The 18,539-nt window shown below is 46.2% G+C and carries 16 protein-coding genes and 1 tRNA gene; 9 read left to right on the top strand and 8 right to left on the bottom strand.

Annotated elements, in window-relative coordinates; genetic code table 11:
- Nucleotides 1-155: 155 nt before the first annotated feature.
- Nucleotides 156-228: transfer RNA gene (locus H9625_RS01850), tRNA-Thr, on the bottom strand.
- Nucleotides 229-485: 257 nt separating this feature from the next.
- On the opposite strand from H9625_RS01850, the gene H9625_RS01845 reads away from it, so the two are divergent.
- Nucleotides 486-1,973 (top strand): succinate CoA transferase, encoded by a 1,488-nt coding sequence (locus tag H9625_RS01845; RefSeq protein ID WP_191762834.1) that lies wholly within the window; start codon nucleotides 486-488, stop codon nucleotides 1,971-1,973.
- A gap of 84 nt (nucleotides 1,974-2,057) precedes the next feature.
- Complete coding sequence (locus H9625_RS01840; RefSeq protein ID WP_158100121.1) at nucleotides 2,058-2,261, top strand: hypothetical protein; 204 nt, start codon at nucleotides 2,058-2,060, stop codon at nucleotides 2,259-2,261.
- A 371-nt stretch (nucleotides 2,262-2,632) separates the two neighbouring features.
- Here the strand turns inward: H9625_RS01840 and nth are convergent, their stop codons facing one another.
- Both nth and corA read right to left on the bottom strand, forming a co-directional pair.
- A complete protein-coding gene (gene nth, locus H9625_RS01835) occupies nucleotides 2,633-3,277 on the bottom strand; it encodes an endonuclease III (RefSeq protein WP_022041163.1) in 645 nt (214 codons plus the stop codon).
- A 64-nt stretch (nucleotides 3,278-3,341) separates the two neighbouring features.
- A complete protein-coding gene (gene corA / locus H9625_RS01830) occupies nucleotides 3,342-4,382 on the bottom strand; it encodes a magnesium/cobalt transporter CorA (protein WP_013617428.1) in 1,041 nt (346 codons plus the stop codon).
- A 150-nt stretch (nucleotides 4,383-4,532) separates the two neighbouring features.
- Here corA and H9625_RS01825 point away from each other — a divergent pair, with 150 nt between their 5' ends.
- The 3 genes from H9625_RS01825 (at nucleotide 4,533) to queF (ending at nucleotide 6,739) form a co-directional block, all read left to right on the top strand.
- Complete coding sequence (locus H9625_RS01825; RefSeq protein ID WP_087247323.1) at nucleotides 4,533-5,219, top strand: queuosine precursor transporter; 687 nt, start codon at nucleotides 4,533-4,535, stop codon at nucleotides 5,217-5,219.
- 122 nt (nucleotides 5,220-5,341) lie between these two features.
- Nucleotides 5,342-6,019, top strand: coding sequence for a 7-cyano-7-deazaguanine synthase QueC (gene queC / locus H9625_RS01820; protein WP_191762833.1), 678 nt, complete (start codon nucleotides 5,342-5,344; stop codon nucleotides 6,017-6,019).
- Between the two features lie 264 nt (nucleotides 6,020-6,283).
- On the top strand, nucleotides 6,284-6,739 hold the full coding sequence (gene queF, locus H9625_RS01815; protein ID WP_013617425.1) for a preQ(1) synthase: 456 nt from the start codon (nucleotides 6,284-6,286) through the stop codon (nucleotides 6,737-6,739).
- Between the two features lie 72 nt (nucleotides 6,740-6,811).
- On the opposite strand, the gene H9625_RS01810 is transcribed toward queF, so the two are convergent.
- A complete protein-coding gene (locus H9625_RS01810) occupies nucleotides 6,812-8,620 on the bottom strand; it encodes a DNA polymerase III subunit gamma/tau (RefSeq protein WP_087247319.1) in 1,809 nt (602 codons plus the stop codon).
- 133 nt (nucleotides 8,621-8,753) lie between these two features.
- Between H9625_RS01810 and H9625_RS01805 the strand changes: the two genes are divergently transcribed.
- Nucleotides 8,754-9,077, top strand: a complete 324-nt coding sequence (locus H9625_RS01805; RefSeq protein ID WP_022041158.1) for an FtsB family cell division protein — start codon at nucleotides 8,754-8,756, stop codon at nucleotides 9,075-9,077.
- Complete coding sequence (locus H9625_RS01800; protein WP_022041157.1) at nucleotides 9,067-9,411, top strand: hypothetical protein; 345 nt, start codon at nucleotides 9,067-9,069, stop codon at nucleotides 9,409-9,411. The genes H9625_RS01805 and H9625_RS01800 overlap by 11 nt, the downstream gene beginning before the upstream one ends.
- Nucleotides 9,412-9,493: 82 nt before the next feature.
- On the opposite strand, the gene H9625_RS01795 is transcribed toward H9625_RS01800, so the two are convergent.
- The gene (locus H9625_RS01795) at nucleotides 9,494-11,656 is read right to left on the bottom strand and encodes a S46 family peptidase (protein WP_191762832.1); all 2,163 of its coding nucleotides are present in this window, start codon (nucleotides 11,654-11,656) and stop codon (nucleotides 9,494-9,496) included.
- 108 nt (nucleotides 11,657-11,764) lie between these two features.
- Nucleotides 11,765-13,930 carry a S46 family peptidase gene (locus tag H9625_RS01790; protein WP_191762831.1) on the bottom strand — a complete coding sequence of 722 codons (2,166 nt, stop codon included), beginning with the start codon at nucleotides 13,928-13,930 and terminating at the stop codon, nucleotides 11,765-11,767.
- A 192-nt stretch (nucleotides 13,931-14,122) separates the two neighbouring features.
- Here H9625_RS01790 and H9625_RS01785 point away from each other — a divergent pair, with 192 nt between their 5' ends.
- The gene (locus H9625_RS01785) at nucleotides 14,123-14,809 is read left to right on the top strand and encodes a DUF4369 domain-containing protein (RefSeq protein WP_087406298.1); all 687 of its coding nucleotides are present in this window, start codon (nucleotides 14,123-14,125) and stop codon (nucleotides 14,807-14,809) included.
- Between the two features lie 308 nt (nucleotides 14,810-15,117).
- Here the strand turns inward: H9625_RS01785 and H9625_RS01780 are convergent, their stop codons facing one another.
- Entirely contained in the window at nucleotides 15,118-16,650 is a 1,533-nt protein-coding gene (locus H9625_RS01780; protein WP_191762830.1) for a peptide MFS transporter, read from the bottom strand.
- A gap of 94 nt (nucleotides 16,651-16,744) precedes the next feature.
- Between H9625_RS01780 and H9625_RS01775 the strand changes: the two genes are divergently transcribed.
- Nucleotides 16,745-17,920, top strand: a complete 1,176-nt coding sequence (locus H9625_RS01775) for a glycerate kinase family protein (protein WP_191762829.1) — start codon at nucleotides 16,745-16,747, stop codon at nucleotides 17,918-17,920.
- On the opposite strand, the gene ybaK is transcribed toward H9625_RS01775, so the two are convergent.
- The gene (gene ybaK, locus H9625_RS01770; RefSeq protein ID WP_013617433.1) at nucleotides 17,859-18,332 is read right to left on the bottom strand and encodes a Cys-tRNA(Pro) deacylase; all 474 of its coding nucleotides are present in this window, start codon (nucleotides 18,330-18,332) and stop codon (nucleotides 17,859-17,861) included. The genes H9625_RS01775 and ybaK overlap by 62 nt on opposite strands.
- Nucleotides 18,333-18,539 lie beyond the last annotated feature (207 nt).

The raw sequence follows: 18,539 nt of genomic DNA, 5'->3' as shown, positions 1-18,539 counted from the left end.
GCCGTTAAGATAAAAAAAATACCTGAATTACCGAATCGGTAAGTTCAGGTATTCATGTACATATGCTAATTTTTTATGTAAAAATAAAACTTATACATTCTCTTTTTAATTATAAAAGTTCGGGCATAAAAAAAGACCCACAATGTGAATCTTCGAGCCGAAAGCGGGACTCGAACCCGCGACTTACTCATTACGAATGAGTTACTCTACCAACTGAGTTATTTCGGCTTATGGCTTTTTCTGAAAAGCGATGCAAAGATACGGCTTTCTTTGAACCTACAAAAGAAATCGGCAGTTTTTTTTCAATTATCCACAAAAAAACGTTTATAAGACAACATTCACCTCCACAGAGAACAATGCATAAAAATATCATTATATTACATATACAAGCAACTTATTCAATATTTTGTCATATACATAAACAAAACTTTTGCTATTTAATCAGAAAACATCTATTTTTGTGGCACTAATAAATAACAGCATCCATGAAATATCCAATTTTATCAGCAGAAGAAGCTGCAGCGCTTATCATCGACGGACAGACGGTCGGCATCGGAGGATTCTCGTCAGTAGGTACACCGAAAGCAGTCCCCGCTGCATTGGCAAAGCATGCAGAAACATTACACAATGAAGGAAAAACGTTTAAAATAGGACTTATTACCGGAGGGGCAACAGGAAATCAGGTGGACAGTGCCCTGACCGAAGCACATGCCGTTGCTTTCCGCACTCCTTTCCAGTCGAACAAGGAAATGCGGAATGCCATCAATAGCGGCGAGGTGCAATATTTCGATCTTCACCTTTCGCAAATCGGACAAGACGTGCGCTACGGATTCTTGGGGAAAATCGATGTGGCTATCATCGAAACTTCCGGCATTACCCCTGAAGGCGACCTCATTCTGAGCACCTCGGTAGGCATTTCGCCCACCCTGACATGTGTGGCAGACAAAATCATTATCGAATTGAACGAAGCTCATGCGGGCAAATTGACGGGAATGCACGACATCTTTGTGCTCGACAATCCGCCTTACCGCCGTGAAATCCCTATCTATAAGGTAAACGACCGTACCGGAAGCATCAGCGTGAAAGTAGACCCCAAGAAAGTGGCTGGAGTGGTGTTGACAAACGAGCGTGACCAGATAGCCGCCTTCACTCCTCTGAACGAAACCACACGCCAAATCGGACAAAACGTAGCAGACTTTTTGGTAAAGGAATATCGTCAGGGAGCGATTCCCAAAGAATTTCTTCCCTTGCAATCGGGCGTAGGAAACATTGCCAATGCCGTATTGGGAGCTTTGGGTGGCGACCCGCACTTGCCTGCCTTTTCGATGTATACCGAAGTGATACAGAACTCCGTTATCGACCTGATGCTGGAAGAGCGCATCCGTTTTGTGGCAGGCAGCTCGCTTACACTCTCGGACGATAAGTTGGACCTGCTTTACGAACACATCGGTGAAATGAAAGACCGCGTCCTGCTCCGTCCGCAAGAAATCACCAATCACCCTGAAGTCATCCGCCGGTTAGGTATCATTGCGGTCAATACAGCACTTGAAGCTGACATCTTCGGCAATGTAAACAGCACTCATGTGTCGGGAAGCAAGATGATGAACGGCATCGGAGGCTCGGGCGACTTTGCACGTAATGCCTACCTGTCTATCTTTACCACCCCTTCTACGGCGAAAGGCGGTCTTATCTCGTCCATCGTACCTCAAGTATCGCACGTAGACAGTACCGAACACGATGTACGCATTCTTGTGACCGAACAGGGAGTAGCAGACTTGAGAGGAAAATCACCGCTTCAACGGGCACGTCTCATCATCGAGAATTGCGCGCATCCCGACTATAAAGAACTGCTTTGGGATTACCTGAAACTTTCGGAAGGGCATTGTCATACCCCGATGTCGCTCCGTAACGCCTTCCAGATGCATCTGGCATTTGCCGAAACAGGTGATATGCGGAACACGAAATACGTATGATCTGTTCACCACAGAGGACGCAGGGGTTTTTAATTTACGATTGGGCAATTTACTATTTAGAAGCTGTTTTGAATTTATCGTGCGATGATTTGGGATGAGTTTTTGAGGCATTTTCGCTTCTGTGATGAGGAAGATAGCGGGCTATCTGACGAAGAACAGGAGCGAAAAGGACCAAAAAATCGCCCAAAGCACACACGAAAACGAACGCATCAAGCCAAGAAAAACTTTTTGGAGAAATTCAAAACAGCTTCTTACTATTTTGATATGGAATCGTACTTCGTAAATTGAGAAAAATAGATTTTCCCCTGTACCCTCTGTGGTGAGTTTCTGATTTCTCCCCGGAACAGTTGTTTCCACATTTGGATTACATGATCGTTTCAGACGGCTTCCATTTATGGTTTCCATATGAAAACCGTACGGTTTCCATATCGAGAACGTACGGTTTCCATATCGAGAACGTACGGTTTCCAATTCAAAACCGTACGGTTTTGATATCAAGAACGTAAAAGTATGCCTGCTGAAACAAAGATACGAGCTGTATGCAAAAATAAATGTTCCTTACCGTCTTACTCTTGTATATGCCATCAAATGTAGAAGGTGTGTAACATGCAGGAAATGCACAAATCCATGTCCAAAAGCTTCTGTGGTGAATATTTCAATCAAATCTTTGCTTTCAGCGATGCCTGGCAGATGCCGTTCAATCCGCATTTGTCGCATTTCGGATTGCGTGCCGTACACACGTACCGTCCGTGCAGGATAAGCCAATGGTGTGCCTTGGGTATCAAGGCTTCAGGAATATAACGGGTAAGATGCTTTTCGGTAGCAAGCGGAGTAGTGCAGGTGCCGGGCACCAGCCCGATGCGGTGGCTCACACGGAACACGTGGGTATCGACTGCCATGGCGGCTTTATGGAACACCACGCTTTGGATGACATTCGCTGTCTTCCGTCCTACTCCGGGAAGCTTCACCAGTTCTTCCAGCGTATCGGGCACCTGCCCTCCATAATCACGCACCAGCATCTGTGCCATTCCTACCAGATGCTTCGCCTTGTTGTTGGGATAGCTCACGCTCCGGATGTATTCGTAAACCACATCGGGAGTGGTGGCTGCCATAGCTTCTGCCGTAGGAAAATCACGGAACAATGCCGGAGTAATCATATTGACCCGCTTGTCGGTGCATTGTGCGCTTAAGATAACGGCTACAAGCAACTGGAAAGGGTCTTCGTAATGCAATTCGGTTTCTGCCACGGGCATCGCCTGCTCGAAATAAGCGATTACCCGGTCGTAAAGTTCTTTTTTTCTCATTTTTCTTTCGTTCCCATTTTTATATAAAAAGTGCCGTTGAGGCAAATCGCAATCTCTCCGGCTTTTAATACCATTTCTTCCGCTTAAAGTACACGCATACACCGATGGCGATGAGCAACATCAGTCCCCAAGCATAGAGGTATCCGTATTTCCAGTCCAGTTCGGGCATGACGCGGAAGTTCATCCCCCAGATGCCGGCGAGAAAAGTCAGCGGAATAAAGATGGTAGATACCACGGTGAGCTGGCGCATGATGTTGTTCATGTGCCGGTCGTTGCTGGAAAGAATCATATCGACCAGCGCACCGAGCAGGTCACGGCATCCTTCCAATGTTTGCAGGACAAATTGCAGGTGGTCGTTCACATCGTTGAAGAACGGGCGGCTCGCCTTATGCAGCAACCGGGTATCTTCAGGATGAAGAAGTTTGGCGATTTGTTCCTTCAGCGGGAAGATGCATTTCTTTATCAGGCGATAATTACGCCGGAACACGTGCAGGTCACCGATTGTTGGATCCATCACACCGGGCGTGAGCAAGCGCTCTTCCAAGTCTTCCAGCTTGTCTTCCATATCCGAAATGATGGACATGAAACTGGTCATCACGCTATTCAGAATCACGCTCAGCAGAAAGTCTGACGAGCGGGTACGGATTTTCAGCACGTCATTTTCTATCGCCGTATAGATTTCATCGAAAAAATCGGTATCGTTTTCCGTAAAAGTGAGCAGGTAATCTTCGCCTTGCACCAGGCAAAGCTGTTGGGGAAGATATTCGTCCTCACCTGTAGCGGAAAGCAGTTTCAGGATTACGACATTATAGTCTTCGTGTGCTTCAATCTTGGTGAGATGAAGCGAATTGAGAATATCCTGCTCGGTAAGGAACCCAATGCCGAAATGCCGGCATACCTTCTGTATTTCTTCCGTATCCTTCAGCCCATGTATCTGAATCCAGTGCATGGAGCCCGCCTTGAAATAAGGCAATATGTCTTCTATGGTGTCACCGTCATGGTTTTCCGCTCCGGCTGGTCCATACGTACACAAGTGCAGGTGCGTCGGGGTCTTGCTTCCTCCGATATAGTTCAGTTCTTCCGTCAAAAGATTGTTCTTTGCCATAATCTTGCCTATAGAAAGTGTACAAATATAGGGTTTTCTTGCTAATCCGACAAATTATCCGTAACTTTGCGTCCGATAAAAAGATGAGGATGTTTCTTTGCCGAAACATCTTCCGTGTATTCTAGGACAACCACGTAAAAAACAGGAGCGATGAAAAAAGAAAATCTCGTATCGGTGCCTTTTATGGTTTTGGGCATCGTGTTTTGTGTATGCCTCGTAGCGGCAAATCTATTAGAAACCAAAGTCGTGCAGTTGGGACCGATAGCGGTTACTGCCGGGCTGATTGTTTTTCCCGTCTCATACATTATCAATGATTGCATAGCCGAAGTGTGGGGCTTCCGTAAGGCTCGTCTCATCATCTGGATGGGATTCCTTATGAATTTCATGACCGTTGCCTTGGGCCAGCTTGCCGTAGCATTGCCCGCTGCCCCGTTTTGGGAAGGTGAAGCGGGATTCAATTTTGTATTTGGCATGGCTCCCCGCATTGCCGCGGCAAGCTTGCTGGCTTTTCTGGCAGGCTCGTTTATCAATGCCTACGTGATGAGCCGTATGAAGCTGTCTTCACAAGGAAAACATTTCTCGGCGCGTGCCATCCTCTCTACGGTATATGGCGAAAGTGCCGATTCGCTTATCTTCTTCCCCTTAGCATTCGGCGGACTGATGCCGCTTCCCGAGCTGGGCAAAATGATGCTGGTGCAAGTAGCGCTGAAGACGATGTACGAAATCATTGTACTCCCCGTTACTGTCCGTGTCGTACGTTACATCAAGCACATTGACGGAACGGACACCTACGACGAGAACATATCTTATAACATTCTTAAAATTAACGAACTATAAATCAGGGACCAGGTGACTAGATAACTAGGTACTAGGTTTTAAATAGTCTTAGTATTTGATATTAAAAAACTAGAACCTAGTCACTAGTACCTGGTTACCTAGTACCTAAGATAACAAAAACAATGGATAAAAACAAAGCATTAGTCGTATTCAGTGGCGGACAAGACTCCACCACTTGCTTGTTTTGGGCAAAAAAACATTTCAAGGAAGTATATGCACTGACTTTCCTTTACGGGCAGAAACATGTAAAGGAAGTGGACTTGGCACGCGAAATCGCCCGTAAGGCAGAAGTACATTTCGATGTGATGGACGTATCGTTTATCGGGCATTTGGGTAAAAACTCGCTTACCGACCTTTCCATTCCGATGGACGAAGAAAAGCCCGAAGGCAACTACCCGAACACTTTCGTACCGGGGCGCAACCTGTTTTTCTTGAGCATTGCCGCCGTATATGCACGCGAACGGGGCATCAGCCACCTGGTGACAGGTGTATCGCAAACCGATTTCAGCGGTTATCCCGATTGCCGCGATTCATTTATCAAATCGCTCAACGTCACGCTTAACCTTGCCATGGATGAGCAGTTCGTCATCCATACCCCACTGATGTGGATAGACAAGGCAGAGACCTGGGCTTTGGCAGACGAACTGGGAGTGCTCGACCTGGTACGCCACGAGACCCTGACGTGTTATAATGGAATCCCTGGAGACGGATGCGGACATTGTCCCGCCTGCAAACTCCGCCGGGAAGGATTGGAAAAGTACTTGGAAAATAAACGATGTGACAATGTAATAATGTGCTAATAAATAATGTGCCAATGTGCTAATGTAATAATGAATTAGCGTATTATTTCATTGTTTATTGTCACATTGTTTATTGTCACATTGTTTATTGCCACATTGTTTATTGCCACATTGTTTATTGCCACATTGTTTATTGCCACATTGTTTATTGTCACATTGTTTATTGTCACATTGTTTATTAGCACATTGTTTATTAGCACATTATTTATTAGCACATTATTTATTAGCACATTATTTATTAGCTTATTAGCAAATTAAAAAATCATGGAAAGAAAAGACGAATTGACTATCTTGGGAAAGACCACCGCTTACAAGCAAGATTATGCCCCCGAAGTGTTGGAGGCGTTTACTAACAAGCATCCCGAAAACGACTATTGGGTACGGTTTAATTGTCCGGAGTTTACCAGTCTATGCCCCATTACAGGGCAGCCCGACTTTGCGGAAATACGCATCAGCTATCTGCCCGACATGAAAATGGTGGAAAGCAAAAGCTTGAAACTATACCTCTTCAGCTTCCGAAATCATGGAGACTTCCATGAGGATTGTGTAAACATCATCATGAAAGACCTTATCCGCCTGATGGATCCGAAGTACATCGAGGTAACGGGCATCTTCACACCCCGTGGGGGCATCTCCATCTACCCGTATTGCAATTATGGGCGCCCCGGCACAAAGTACGAAGAACTGGCGGAATACCGGATGAGAAATCACGATATTTAGACACATTGTCCAAAGCTTCCTCAAACGAACATATGTGATACGACTGACTTACTAAAGTATAATCATTACCTGTCAGGCAAGTTCCAGCCCCAGTTCCTCTTTCAGTTTCAAGAGGTCGGGGTTTTTCTTGCTCATCATTTGGAAACGTTCCAGATGACTATAGGCACGCACATTTTCATTGGGAGCACTCACGCGTACTTTCATCTTAATTTTCCGATTATGAAGTTTGTTGCGCAAATGCGCCTCAATACCTGCCCCCAGATTAGTCATATACTTCTGCACCATTTCGTTATCCACAACTACTTCAAACGTCACACCGTCTTCCAGCAAATGTGGATGAATATTGCGCATGCGTGCTGCATTTGCCGCCTCTTCTTTCGGAAGATTCACAGCAAATTCGTTCCAATAAACATTCAGATCTCTTTCCGTAATGAGGTAATCTTCATAATCCTTGTCTTCGGAAGAAGAGGTCGACACATCAGTCGACCTCACCGTATCTTGCTTTTGTGCGACATGTGGACGACGGATAGAAATCCCCATACTCCCAGCCTTTACCACCGGAATCTTTTTTCCCGCCTCTTGCTTGGGAAGCGGATTTGCGTGCATAACCGGACCAACAGGTGCGGCAACCGGTTGGGAAGAAACCGTCTGGGGATAAATTGCCTCAGACTCAGATACTGTTGAAGGCTGAACTTGCGCTGCCGGACGAGACGATTGAACCGGCTGGGATTGATTGAATACGGGTTTTAAGGTCTGCTTAGGGCTACGCCCCTCACTTTCCTCATCCGGTCCGCCCAGTTGTGCCAGCTGAATCAAGGTCAGTTCTATCAACAACCGCTTGTTTTTGCTCACCCGATAGTTCAAGTCACAATCATTGCAAAGCTTCATCGCCTTGAAAAGGAAGGATGCCGTACATTTCTGAGCCTGTTTCAAATATCTTTCACGGATAGAAGCCCCGACTTCCAGCAAAGGCAAAGTAGCAGAGTCATGACTCACCAGCAAGTCGCGGAAATGCGAAGCCAGTCCGGTGATGAAATGGTTGCCGTCAAATCCTTTCTGCAATACATCGTTGAATGTAAGAAGGCAATCGGGCACTTTGTTCTCCAGAATGAAATCTGTCAGTTTAAAATAATATTCGTAATCCAGCACATTCAGGTTTTCGATGACACTCCGGTAAGTGATGTGTCCGTTGGTGAAGCTTGCCACCTGGTCGAAGATAGACAATGCGTCACGCATTCCTCCGTCCGCTTTTTGGGCAATAACCGTAAGTGCCTCGGGTTCCGCTTCTATATGCTCTTTCAAGGCCACGCCCTCCAGATGCTCCACCATATCGTTCACGCTGATACGGTTGAAATCGTATATCTGGCACCGGCTCAGGATAGTAGGAAGTATCTTGTGCTTCTCGGTCGTAGCAAGAATAAAGATTGCATGCCGGGGAGGCTCTTCCAGCGTTTTGAGGAAAGCGTTGAATGCTGCTTGCGAAAGCATGTGCACCTCGTCAATGATGTACACCTTGTACTTGCCCACCTGAGGCGGGATGCGTACCTGCTCGATAAGCGAGCGGATGTCTTCCACCGAGTTGTTTGATGCCGCATCCAGTTCATGGATGTTATAAGAACGCTGCTCGTTGAAAGCCACACACGATTCGCATGTATTACATGCCTCGCCCTCGGAAGTAGGATGAAGACAATTGATGGTTTTGGCAAAAATACGGGCACATGTAGTCTTCCCTACTCCTCGCGGTCCACAGAACAAATAGGCGTGCGCCAGTTTATGATTGGCTATCGCGTTTTTCAAAGTAGTGGTCAGTGCCTTTTGACCTACAACGGTGTCGAAGGTCGAAGGACGGTATTTTCGTGCCGATACGATATAATTCTCCATACTTCCGGTGCTGTTAATGATACGATAATTTTATTCGATAGCACAAAAGTACATAAAATCTCGGTTTTTCTTAAGGACTTGCCACGAAATCTTTTTATCTTTGTACCGTTATCTGAGCAAAAAAGTATCCGATATGAGTAAACTGAAAGCTGTGTGGAACTATATCCGCCGCCACAAATATCTGATTACCATCCTGGCATTCCTCTTGATTATCGGCGTGCTGGATGAAGAAAACAGCCTGATTCAGCGTGTAAAGCACAAACGTGAGATATACGAACTGAAACGTGAAATCAAGCATTACCGTAATCAGTATGAAAAAAGCAGTGAGGAACTGAAAGAATTAACCTCAAACCCTGAGATGTTGGAAAAGGTGGCACGCGAGAAATACCTGATGAAGAAACCCAATGAAGATATTTACATCTTCGAAGAAGACTTGGACAAAAACAATGACAAATAAATACTATCCGACAATATCCGTTATCGGAGCCATCCTGCTATTAGGAGGCGCTATTATCCAAATTACCCAAGCAGTATGGGCACCTTACGTATACCTCGTAGGAGCTATACTTTTCGCCTATGTACAAGTAACAGACAGATACGAAGGGGCAAATCTTATCATCCGCCGTCTGCGCCGCCAGCAGATGCTGGGAGCTGCTCTACTGGTACTAGCCGGAGTTATGATGATACTTTGGCACCGTAACGAATGGATATTGTGTCTTACTATTGCTGCCATACTAGAGCTCTACACGGCATTCCGCATTCCTCAGGAAGAGCAAAAAGAAAAACAATAACATACGTTCTACCTTTCCTATACAAAACAAGAATGGCACACAGACATTTTTTCACACTGTCTATGTGCCATTCAAATTATACTCAACGAACAATCGTCATTTCATCTATCAGCCTTTGGATGCCCGCATACTTGTCGATGATGAACAACACGTAGCGGATGTCCACACAAGCGGCGCGCTGAAGCTGCGGGTTATAAGCGATATCCCCCGTCAGCCCTTCATAGTTCCGGTCGAAACCGATACCTATCAGTTCGCCTTGAGCATTGAACACCGGTGAACCTGAATTGCCTCCAGTATTATCGGTAGCTGTCACAAAGCAAACCGGCATACGTCCGTCGGACATGGCATACGGACCGAAATCTTTCGTGCGATATAATTCCTTCAGCTTATCGGGCACAATAAATTCAGGATTGTCCGGATCTTCTTTTTCCATCACCCCTTTCAGTGTGGTGTAATACAGATACTCTTCTCCATCCGCAGGTTCATACGAGCCTATCTTGCCGTACGTCAGGCGCAACGTAGAGTTGGCATCCGGATAGATAGCTTTCCCTTCCTTTTGCTTCAACGCCAGCATACCTGCCACCCACGTCTTGTGCGCACGGTTATAGGCATTGGTTTCGGCTTTCATCTCCTCGCCTGTCTTCCGATAACCTTCCTTTACCGAACGGGCATATTGCACCATCAGGTCATTCTTCAACTTATCCGCACCGGGATGCGCCAGGAATGCTTCCAATGCTTCGGGAGTGCTGAAGATTGAACTATCGAAACAAGCATCTACAAAGGCATCGGTATTCCCTCCGAACCGCTCGTTTACCACCTCAAAGATACCGATATGCTGAGCCGCAGGAACCAACCGTGCATAAAGGGCAATCAATTGCTTCGATACTTTCCGGTCCACTTCGGAACTGTAATCCTTATTGAAGAACTTCGCTCCCTCTGTCCGCAAGGCAGATACCGCTTCGTCTATCTCTTTCTTCTTTCCATTCTCCAAAGCTTTCAACAATCCGTCTGTATCAGGCACTTTCGAAAATTCCGTTCCCAACATCAACGCCTCATAAATGGCTTGCTGGTGATAAACGGCATCATGACGTTTGGCTACAATCTGCTTAATGGCATCGTAGGCTTGCTGATAGGCATCGTTTCCCGTCTCACGCCCGTATGCCAGCAAACGCTCTTGCTCTGCTTTCTTGCGGTCAAGCACTTTGAGGCGCACCAGCCCTTCGTTCATGCCAATGGCGTTCTTCCAATAGTTGGCAGACGAAGCATACTTAGCCGCATACTGGATGCGGGTTTTGGCATCCTTTGCCATTTCTTCGCCCAATACCCGAAGCCGCACGCCCCGCACGGTATCGCGCATAAAGTTCGTGGTACTCATACGCTCTTCCACCTCATCGCTAATCATGTAACGCCAATTGCGTCCGGGAAATCCCATCACAAACGTGAAGTCACCTTCCTTGATGCCGCCGGCATTGATAGTCAGATGCTTCTTCACCTTCAGAGGCACATTCTCGGAAGAATACAAAGCCGGCTTCCCGTCTTTCGAGGCATAAATGCGGAAGATAGAAAAGTCTCCGCAATGGCGTGGCCACATCCAATTATCGGTATCAGCACCAAACTTTCCGATAGACGAAGGAGGAGCACCCACCATACGGATGTCCTTATAAACGGTCTTGACGAACAGATAATACTTATTGGCACCATAAAACGGTTTCAGTTCGAGTACCGTAAAGTCATCGGTCTTTATCTTTTCTTTCTTGGCAAACCGAACCGCCACTTTCTCCAGATAGGAAGGCGAAAGATAATTCAGTCCTTCGGGGTCTTCGTCTTTCTTTAATTGTTCCAATACATAATCGGTCACATCAAGGATGCGGTCGATAAAAGTCACGGTCAGCCCTTCGCAAGGAAGCTCTTCGGCGTATGTCTTCGCCCAAAATCCATCGGTCAGGTAATCGTGTTCTACAGAACTGTGTTGCTGGATATAACTGTACCCACAATGGTGATTGGTAAGCACCAGCCCTTCCGCCGATACTACTTCGCCCGTACAGCCTCCGCCAAAGTGAACCACCGCATCTTTCAGGCTGATGCCCTCAGGACAATACACCTTATCAATGCTGATGTCCAGTCCCAAATCTTGCATCACCGCCGCATTCTGTTTCTTCAGGTCGGTCAGCATCCACATGCCTTCATCGGCATGAGAAGCCAGAAAGCAAGCGGAAAAGAATGTTATCAATAGGGATTTTCTCATAATGCTTATAAAAAAATCACCACAGATTACACAGATTATTTTAATTGACAATTATCATAATCACGTATGAATAACATAAATAATCTGTGTAATCTGTGGTGAAAAAACTTATTCTACAATCGTCATTTCATCAATCAGGTTCTTGCATCCGCCCAATTTCTCCACGATAAACAATACATAGCGAATATCTACGGCAATGCAACGCTGAAGGTTGTTATCGAAATTGATGTCACCCGAAAGCGACTCCCAGTTGCCGTCGAATGCAGCGCCAATCAACTCACCGTTACCGTTCATCACCGGTGAACCGGAGTTACCACCCGTAATGTCGTTTGTAGTCAGGAAACAAGTCGGCATCTCCCCGTTGGGCAAAGCATAGCGTCCGTAATTTTTCGTAGCGTAAAGTTCTTTCAGCTTCGCCGGTACAACAAATTCCGGATTATTGGGGTCTTCTTTCTCCATTACACCCTTTAACGTAGTATAATATTTATAATGTACGCCATCCTTCGGGTCATACGATTTCACATTACCGTAAGTCAGACGAATGGTGAAGTTGGCATCCGGAGCTTTCGGCGTAGGAGCGTACATCTCGCACAAGCCGCGCACATAAGTCTTGTGCAACAAGTCGATATCACCACAAGCCTTGTCGTATGCTTCATACAATTTTTTCATCATCTCGTTCTTGGCGGTCGAATACTGGATAGCCAAGTCCTTATCGATAGCTTCCAGTGTCGGATTAGCCACGAACGCATCAAAGTTCTTCTGATTCGAGAAAATGCTGGTATCATACAACGCGTCAATATAAGCATTGTAATCACCGTTGAATTTCGTCTTAATCGTTTCATAGAAAGCGGGAAGCGCATCCGCCGGAACGCTCTTTGCATAAAGCGGAATCAGGACCTTAGCCACCTTGCGGTCTACCTCGTGGTCATAATCCTTATTGTGCACGTTGGCATATCCTTCTTTCAGTTGTTCGAGCGCTTTCTCAATGTCTTTCTTCTTATTCTTTTCGAGTGCAGTTTTCAGGTTATCGAAAATCAGGTAAGTAGCGCCAAACTCGATACCAGAACGGAAAGTCTCGGTGAAATAAGTCAGCTGTTTGGCAAGCGGAGTCACCCGAGTCACATACTCATCGATTTTTCCTACTACCGAAGCATAATCGGCATTGTTCTTTTCCTTGGCAAACTTAGCGAAGTTGGCTTCCTGCTCTGCCTTGGTTTCCAACACACGGTTGTCGATGATAGCTTTATTCATTCCAATCGAATTTTTCCAATAGTTGCTGGAAGAAGCAAACTTGCTGGCATACTGGATACGTACCTTATCACTTGCTGCCATTTCCTTGCGCAACACTTCCTGACGTGCCTCGCGCACCTGAATGCGCGGCGTATTGGTTCCGTCCATGCGGAGTTTCACCTCGCTTTGGGTCAGATAGCGGCTGGTGCTTCCGGGAAATCCCATAATCATGGCATAGTCGCCTTCCTGCAATCCTCTCAACGAGATGGCAAGATGCTTCTTTACCTTTAAAGGCACATTTTCGGCACTATAAGGCGCAGGATCCCCGTTCTTGTCGGCATAGATACGGAACATCGAGAAGTCGCCCGTATGCCGGGGCCACATCCAGTTATCCGTTTCACCCCCGAACTTACCGATAGACGAAGGAGGAGCTGCCACCATACGCACATCGCTATAAGTCTTGATGAAGAACAAGTAAAATTTATTACCTTGATAAAAAGGAAGTGCCTGTGCCGTGATGCCGGGTTTGCCTTTCAGGTCACTCTTCTTCAGTTCTTCATCGGCCAGTTTTTTTAAATATTCCGAACCAAACGAATTCAATTCTGTCACCTTCCCGTCTTTGATGTCCTGGTTCACCTTATCAGTCACATCAACAATACGCTCTACAAACTTGAAAGTCAATCCCGGAGTAGGAAGTTCTTCAGCACGGCTTTTCGCCCAAAACCCATCAGTCAGGTAATCATGCTCCACCGAGCTATGCTGCTGGATAGCATCGTATCCACAATGATGATTTGTAAGAATCAAGCCTTCGGGCGAAATGATTTCACCCGTACATCCGCGCCCGAAAATACCTACGGCATCTTTCAAAGCCACATGATTCGGACTATAAATATCATCCACGCCTATCTTCAAACCTTGTGCCTTCATACGGTCGGCAAGGTTCTGCTCCTGCATCAGCTGGAGGAGCCACATTCCTTCATCGGCTTTCGCCGGCGCAAATACCGCACAAATCAGTGCGAATGCCAAAAGTTTCAGTTTTCTCATGTCGTTGTTATCAATTTAACTGTTCATTATTTCTTTCTTTTTTCTAATCAGCGAACAAAGATAGCGAAAAAAGCGTTTCCTGCATCTACATTCAGTAATAATCCTCTATTAAGTTTAATTTTTGATAATTTATTTCCATGAAAATAGTAAACGTTATACATTTGCCACACAAATCTTATAAGGCTTATATCTATGCATAAATGGTATTTGTTTCTACTATGTTGTACAATACTCTGCACCTCGTGCGGTAAAAAATACAAAATAGAAGGTGTATCTTCTGTTTCGAGTCTTGACGGTAAAATGCTTTTTATCAAAGTCCCTTCAGGTGACAAGCTGGTCAGCATCGATTCGGCAGAAGTGATACATGGCCTTTTCAAAATGGAAGGCAAGGTCGACTCTACGGTCGTAGCTTCCCTCTTTATGGATGACAAGTGCATCATGCCGGTAGTCATTGAGAAAGGAAACATCGACATCAATATCAACAATGCCGGCTTTACACTGAAAGGAACTCCCTTAAACGACAGCTTCAACGAATTTATCCTGAAACGTAATTCGCTAAGCGACCGTGCCGATGAAGTGGAGCATCTGGAAGCACGCATGATATTGGATGGAAAAGACCCTGCAGAAGTACACCGTGAAATAGAGAAGCAACGCAACCAGGTGGCCACACAAATAGACAGCCTTGCCAAGACATTCATACAGACTAACTACGACAACGTATTGGGACCGGAAATATTCATCATTCTGTGTTACGGCATGCCTTATCCCGTATTGACTCCAGTAATGCAAGACATCATCAACGAAGCCCCAGCCTCGTTCAAAGAAAACCCTATGATAAAAGAATTCATTTCAATTGCCCAAAGCAATATGGACAATTGATTTTTACGTAAACAGCCAATACAATACATACCCCGGAAAAATGAATATATACTGCATCGGCAGTTGAATATAACTGCATCGGCGATTGAATATAACTGCATCAGCCTACGGATATATACTGCATCAGCAAACACAGTACTAGTGTGTGTTTCAACTCGCCGGATTGGCTAATTTCAGATGCGTACCTTTGCACCAGCCAGATACTAAATGACTAGGTTCTGAATAGTTTTACAAATGGCATCCAATACCTAAAACCTAGAACCTAGTCAATCAAAAAATAGCCTAAAAACTTAGAAGCTTTATTTTTCCTATGCTACTTTCTCCAACCGCTTCATCACCGAGAAGATGAACAAGGCAGCCAAGAGACAGAGTACCATCAACGTACCCCATACCACATAAAGCGGCATATCTCCCCATAACCAAGAAGCCACCGAAGTGAGGTAATTACCGATAGCCGTAGCCACGAACCAACCTCCCATCATCATACCCTTATACTTAGGAGGAGCCACTTTCGACACGAACGAAATACCCATCGGAGAAAGAAGCAACTCGGCAAACGTCAATACCAGGTAAGTCGATACCAGCCAGTTGGGCGATACAAACGAAGCGGTTCCCGCCTCAATAGCCTGAGCCTGCTCGGTAGGACAAAGCAAACCGACCGAAGCAGCCAACATCAGCACATAACCGCAAGCAGCCACCAACATACCCAAACCGATTTTACGCGGAGCCGAAGGCTCTTTGCCACGTGCTGCCAACGAACCGAATATCGCCATAGATACAGGCGTAAGTGCTACGACAAAGAACGGATTGAACTGCTGGAAGATAGGCGCATCCACCGGAGTGCTTGCAGGAAGTGCGACGTACTGATAACCCAAGAAGCACATTGCCAGAAAGATGACCACACACGAAACAAGCTTGCCTTTGCCTGTTTTCGACTGGAAAAACGAGAACAGGGCATAAACGATGAATATCACCGCCACCAGGTTCCATACGCTGAACATCATGCTTTCCAATCCTTCCGAGCTGCGTGCGGTAAACTGCTTGGCAAAATAAGTCAATGTCAAACCGTTCTGATGGAATGCCATCCAGAAGAAAATCACCACGGCAAATACCAGACACAGTGCCACGATGCGCTCTTTCGTCTCACGCGGCGAAAGCTCCTCGTGCTTTTCTGCCGCAGCAGCACCCTTGCCTGCTTCTTTCACACTTCCCCCTTCCACGTGGCGGAACGTGCTACGGAACCCGTAATAGATAGCCATGGAAACAATCAGCGAAACACAAGCCACGCCGAACGCAAAGTGATAGGAATCGTTCGCACTTACACCCAGGCTGTTCTGCGCATACTTCATAATCTCGACCGCTGCTGTCGGAGCGAAAAGCGCACCGATATTAATCGCCATATAGAAAATACTGAACGCCGAGTCGCGCCGGGCGGCATAGCGCGGGTCATCATACAGGTTGCCTACCATCACTTGCAGGTTTCCCTTAAAAAGCCCCGTACCGCAACTGATAACCACTAATGCGGCAAACATGGCAATCAAACCCAGTGTACTGCTACCCATCGGAAGTGCCAGCAATACATAGCCGGCGAACATCGCGATAACGCCTACCGTCACCATCCGTCCGTATCCGAACTTGTCGGCAAGGATACCTCCTATGAATGGCAAAAAATAAACTAAAGCCAAAAACATGGCATAAATGTTGCCGGCTGTACTCGGCGACATGCCGAAATTGTCCATCAAGAACAAAACGAAGATTGCCAGCATGGTGTAATAGCCGAAACGTTCGCCTGTATTGGCGAGCGCCAGCGCATAAAGACCTTTAGGTTGTCCTTCAAACATACATAAAACTATTTTAGATTAATAAAAAAACATTTTTCCACGGACAAAGGTATGAAAATTACTTATTTTTGCAAAGGAATAAACTCAATACGTTATGAAAAAGATTGTTTTGGCTATCGATTCGTTCAAAGGATGTCTCTCCTCGAAGGAGGTAGAACAATGTGTGGCCGAAGAAATACATCGCCTCCACCCCCAATGCCAGACCCTATCCATCCCTATTGCTGACGGAGGAGAAGGCATGCTAGACACACTGATAAATGCCATGCAAGGACAAATCATTTATACCCGTGCCCACGACCCACTCATGCGAATGCGTACAACACGCTACGGCATACTGGGCAATCAACAAACCGCTGTTATCGAAATGGCGGAAATAAACGGCCTGACCACACTCTCTCCCGCCGAACGAAATCCGATGGAGACCAGCACATACGGTACGGGAGAACTGATAAAGGAGGCTTTGGAAAAGGGATTCCGACGGTTCATTATCGGTATCGGAGGAAGTGCCACCAACGATGCAGGCATGGGCATGATGCAGGCACTCGGTGCACGGCTCTACGATAAAGAAGGAAACGAATTGGGACAAGGAGGAAAAATCATGCAACACATCGCGCGTATCGACCTCGACCTCCTGCACCCGGCTCTGAAGGAAACAAGTTTTACCGTAGCTTGCGATGTGCAGAATCCTTTCTACGGGCCACAAGGAGCCGCCTATGTCTTTGCCAAGCAAAAAGGAGCTACCGACGAACAAATACATCTGCTGGACAAAGGGATGCAACATCTCGCCCGTCTCATCGAACAGGATTTTCACATCTATATAAATAAGGTAAAGGGAGCGGGAGCTGCCGGAGGGCTTGGCGGAGCCTTCCACGTATTGTTGAAAAGCCGGCTTCAATCGGGCATCGAATTACTGTTGGACACCGTAGGATTCGATGAACAAATCAAAGACGCCGACCTCGTCATCACCGGAGAAGGCAAGGCAGACCGCCAGACTTGCGAGGGAAAGGTTCCTGCAGGAGTACTGAAAAGAGCGACAAAAGCCGGTATCCCTACCCTTCTGCTGGCAGGAAAGACAGAAGACCGCGACTTATTGGAAAAGATGGGGTTCTGCCGGATCATCCAAATCTCACCTGACACGTTGTCTCCCGAGCAAGCCATACAACCGGATATTGCACGGGAAAACATCCGCAAGGCTACGCAATGTGCATTCAAAACAATGCAGCCACTTCCGCCCGCGCCTCACGTATCAGGTCATCAGGAGCAAGCTTGATTTGCAGCCCCCGTACGCCCGCACTTACATAGATAAAAGGAAAATCCAGGCAGGTCTTATGGATATACGTCGGGAAATGCTTTTTCATCCCGATAGGCGAACATCCACCGCGTATGTAACCCGTAAGCGGAAGCAATTCCTTTACAGGTATCAAATCACACTTCTTATTACCCGAAACCTTTGCCGCTAATTTTAAGTCGACTTCATGCTCGCCGGGAATCACACAGACAAAATATCCGCTCTTATCGCCGTGCAACACCAAGGTCTTGAATACACATTCGATGTCTTCTCCCAACGATGCCGCCACATGCACAGCACTCAAGTCGTTCTCGTCCACTTCGTAAGGAATCAGTTCGTAAGGCACTTTTGCCTTATCCAGCAAGCGTGCCACATTGGTCTTGTTAATTTTCATAAGCAATTTCGTTTGAATCTCACCACAGAAGACACAGAGTGCCACAAAGGAACACAGAAGAATAGGTCAATAAACAATATGCTAATGTGAAAATAAATTAGCACATTGCCCTATTATTCATTGGCACATTAAAATAGAATCTGTGTGCCTCTGTGGTGAATATATGCACAATTTCATACCGCACATGGTATCATTCTTAATTCTTCA

Origin of the sequence: Phocaeicola intestinalis, from assembly GCF_014837065.1 — a bacterium.
GTDB classification, from domain to species: Bacteria; Bacteroidota; Bacteroidia; order Bacteroidales; family Bacteroidaceae; genus Phocaeicola; species Phocaeicola intestinalis.
This window is presented reverse-complemented; position numbering and strand designations above follow the sequence as displayed.

Bases quoted from the DNA above. Each gene is read 5' to 3' on its own strand.
- queC (WP_191762833.1), top strand. From the start codon at position 5,342: ATGGATAAAAACAAAGCATTAGTCGTATTCAGTGGCGGACAAGACTCC.
- H9625_RS01800 (WP_022041157.1), top strand. From the start codon at position 9,067: ATGACAAATAAATACTATCCGACAATATCCGTTATCGGAGCCATCCTG.
- H9625_RS01840 (WP_158100121.1), top strand. From the start codon at position 2,058: ATGATTTGGGATGAGTTTTTGAGGCATTTTCGCTTCTGTGATGAGGAA.
- H9625_RS01845 (WP_191762834.1), top strand. From the start codon at position 486: ATGAAATATCCAATTTTATCAGCAGAAGAAGCTGCAGCGCTTATCATC.
- nth (WP_022041163.1), bottom strand. From the start codon at position 3,277: ATGAGAAAAAAAGAACTTTACGACCGGGTAATCGCTTATTTCGAGCAG.
- H9625_RS01785 (WP_087406298.1), top strand. From the start codon at position 14,123: ATGCATAAATGGTATTTGTTTCTACTATGTTGTACAATACTCTGCACC.
- H9625_RS01790 (WP_191762831.1), bottom strand. From the start codon at position 13,930: ATGAGAAAACTGAAACTTTTGGCATTCGCACTGATTTGTGCGGTATTT.
- H9625_RS01775 (WP_191762829.1), top strand. From the start codon at position 16,745: ATGAAAAAGATTGTTTTGGCTATCGATTCGTTCAAAGGATGTCTCTCC.
- ybaK (WP_013617433.1), bottom strand. From the start codon at position 18,332: ATGAAAATTAACAAGACCAATGTGGCACGCTTGCTGGATAAGGCAAAA.
- H9625_RS01825 (WP_087247323.1), top strand. From the start codon at position 4,533: ATGAAAAAAGAAAATCTCGTATCGGTGCCTTTTATGGTTTTGGGCATC.
- corA (WP_013617428.1), bottom strand. From the start codon at position 4,382: ATGGCAAAGAACAATCTTTTGACGGAAGAACTGAACTATATCGGAGGA.
- H9625_RS01805 (WP_022041158.1), top strand. From the start codon at position 8,754: ATGAGTAAACTGAAAGCTGTGTGGAACTATATCCGCCGCCACAAATAT.
- H9625_RS01780 (WP_191762830.1), bottom strand. From the start codon at position 16,650: ATGTTTGAAGGACAACCTAAAGGTCTTTATGCGCTGGCGCTCGCCAAT.
- H9625_RS01810 (WP_087247319.1), bottom strand. From the start codon at position 8,620: ATGGAGAATTATATCGTATCGGCACGAAAATACCGTCCTTCGACCTTC.
- H9625_RS01795 (WP_191762832.1), bottom strand. From the start codon at position 11,656: ATGAGAAAATCCCTATTGATAACATTCTTTTCCGCTTGCTTTCTGGCT.
- queF (WP_013617425.1), top strand. From the start codon at position 6,284: ATGGAAAGAAAAGACGAATTGACTATCTTGGGAAAGACCACCGCTTAC.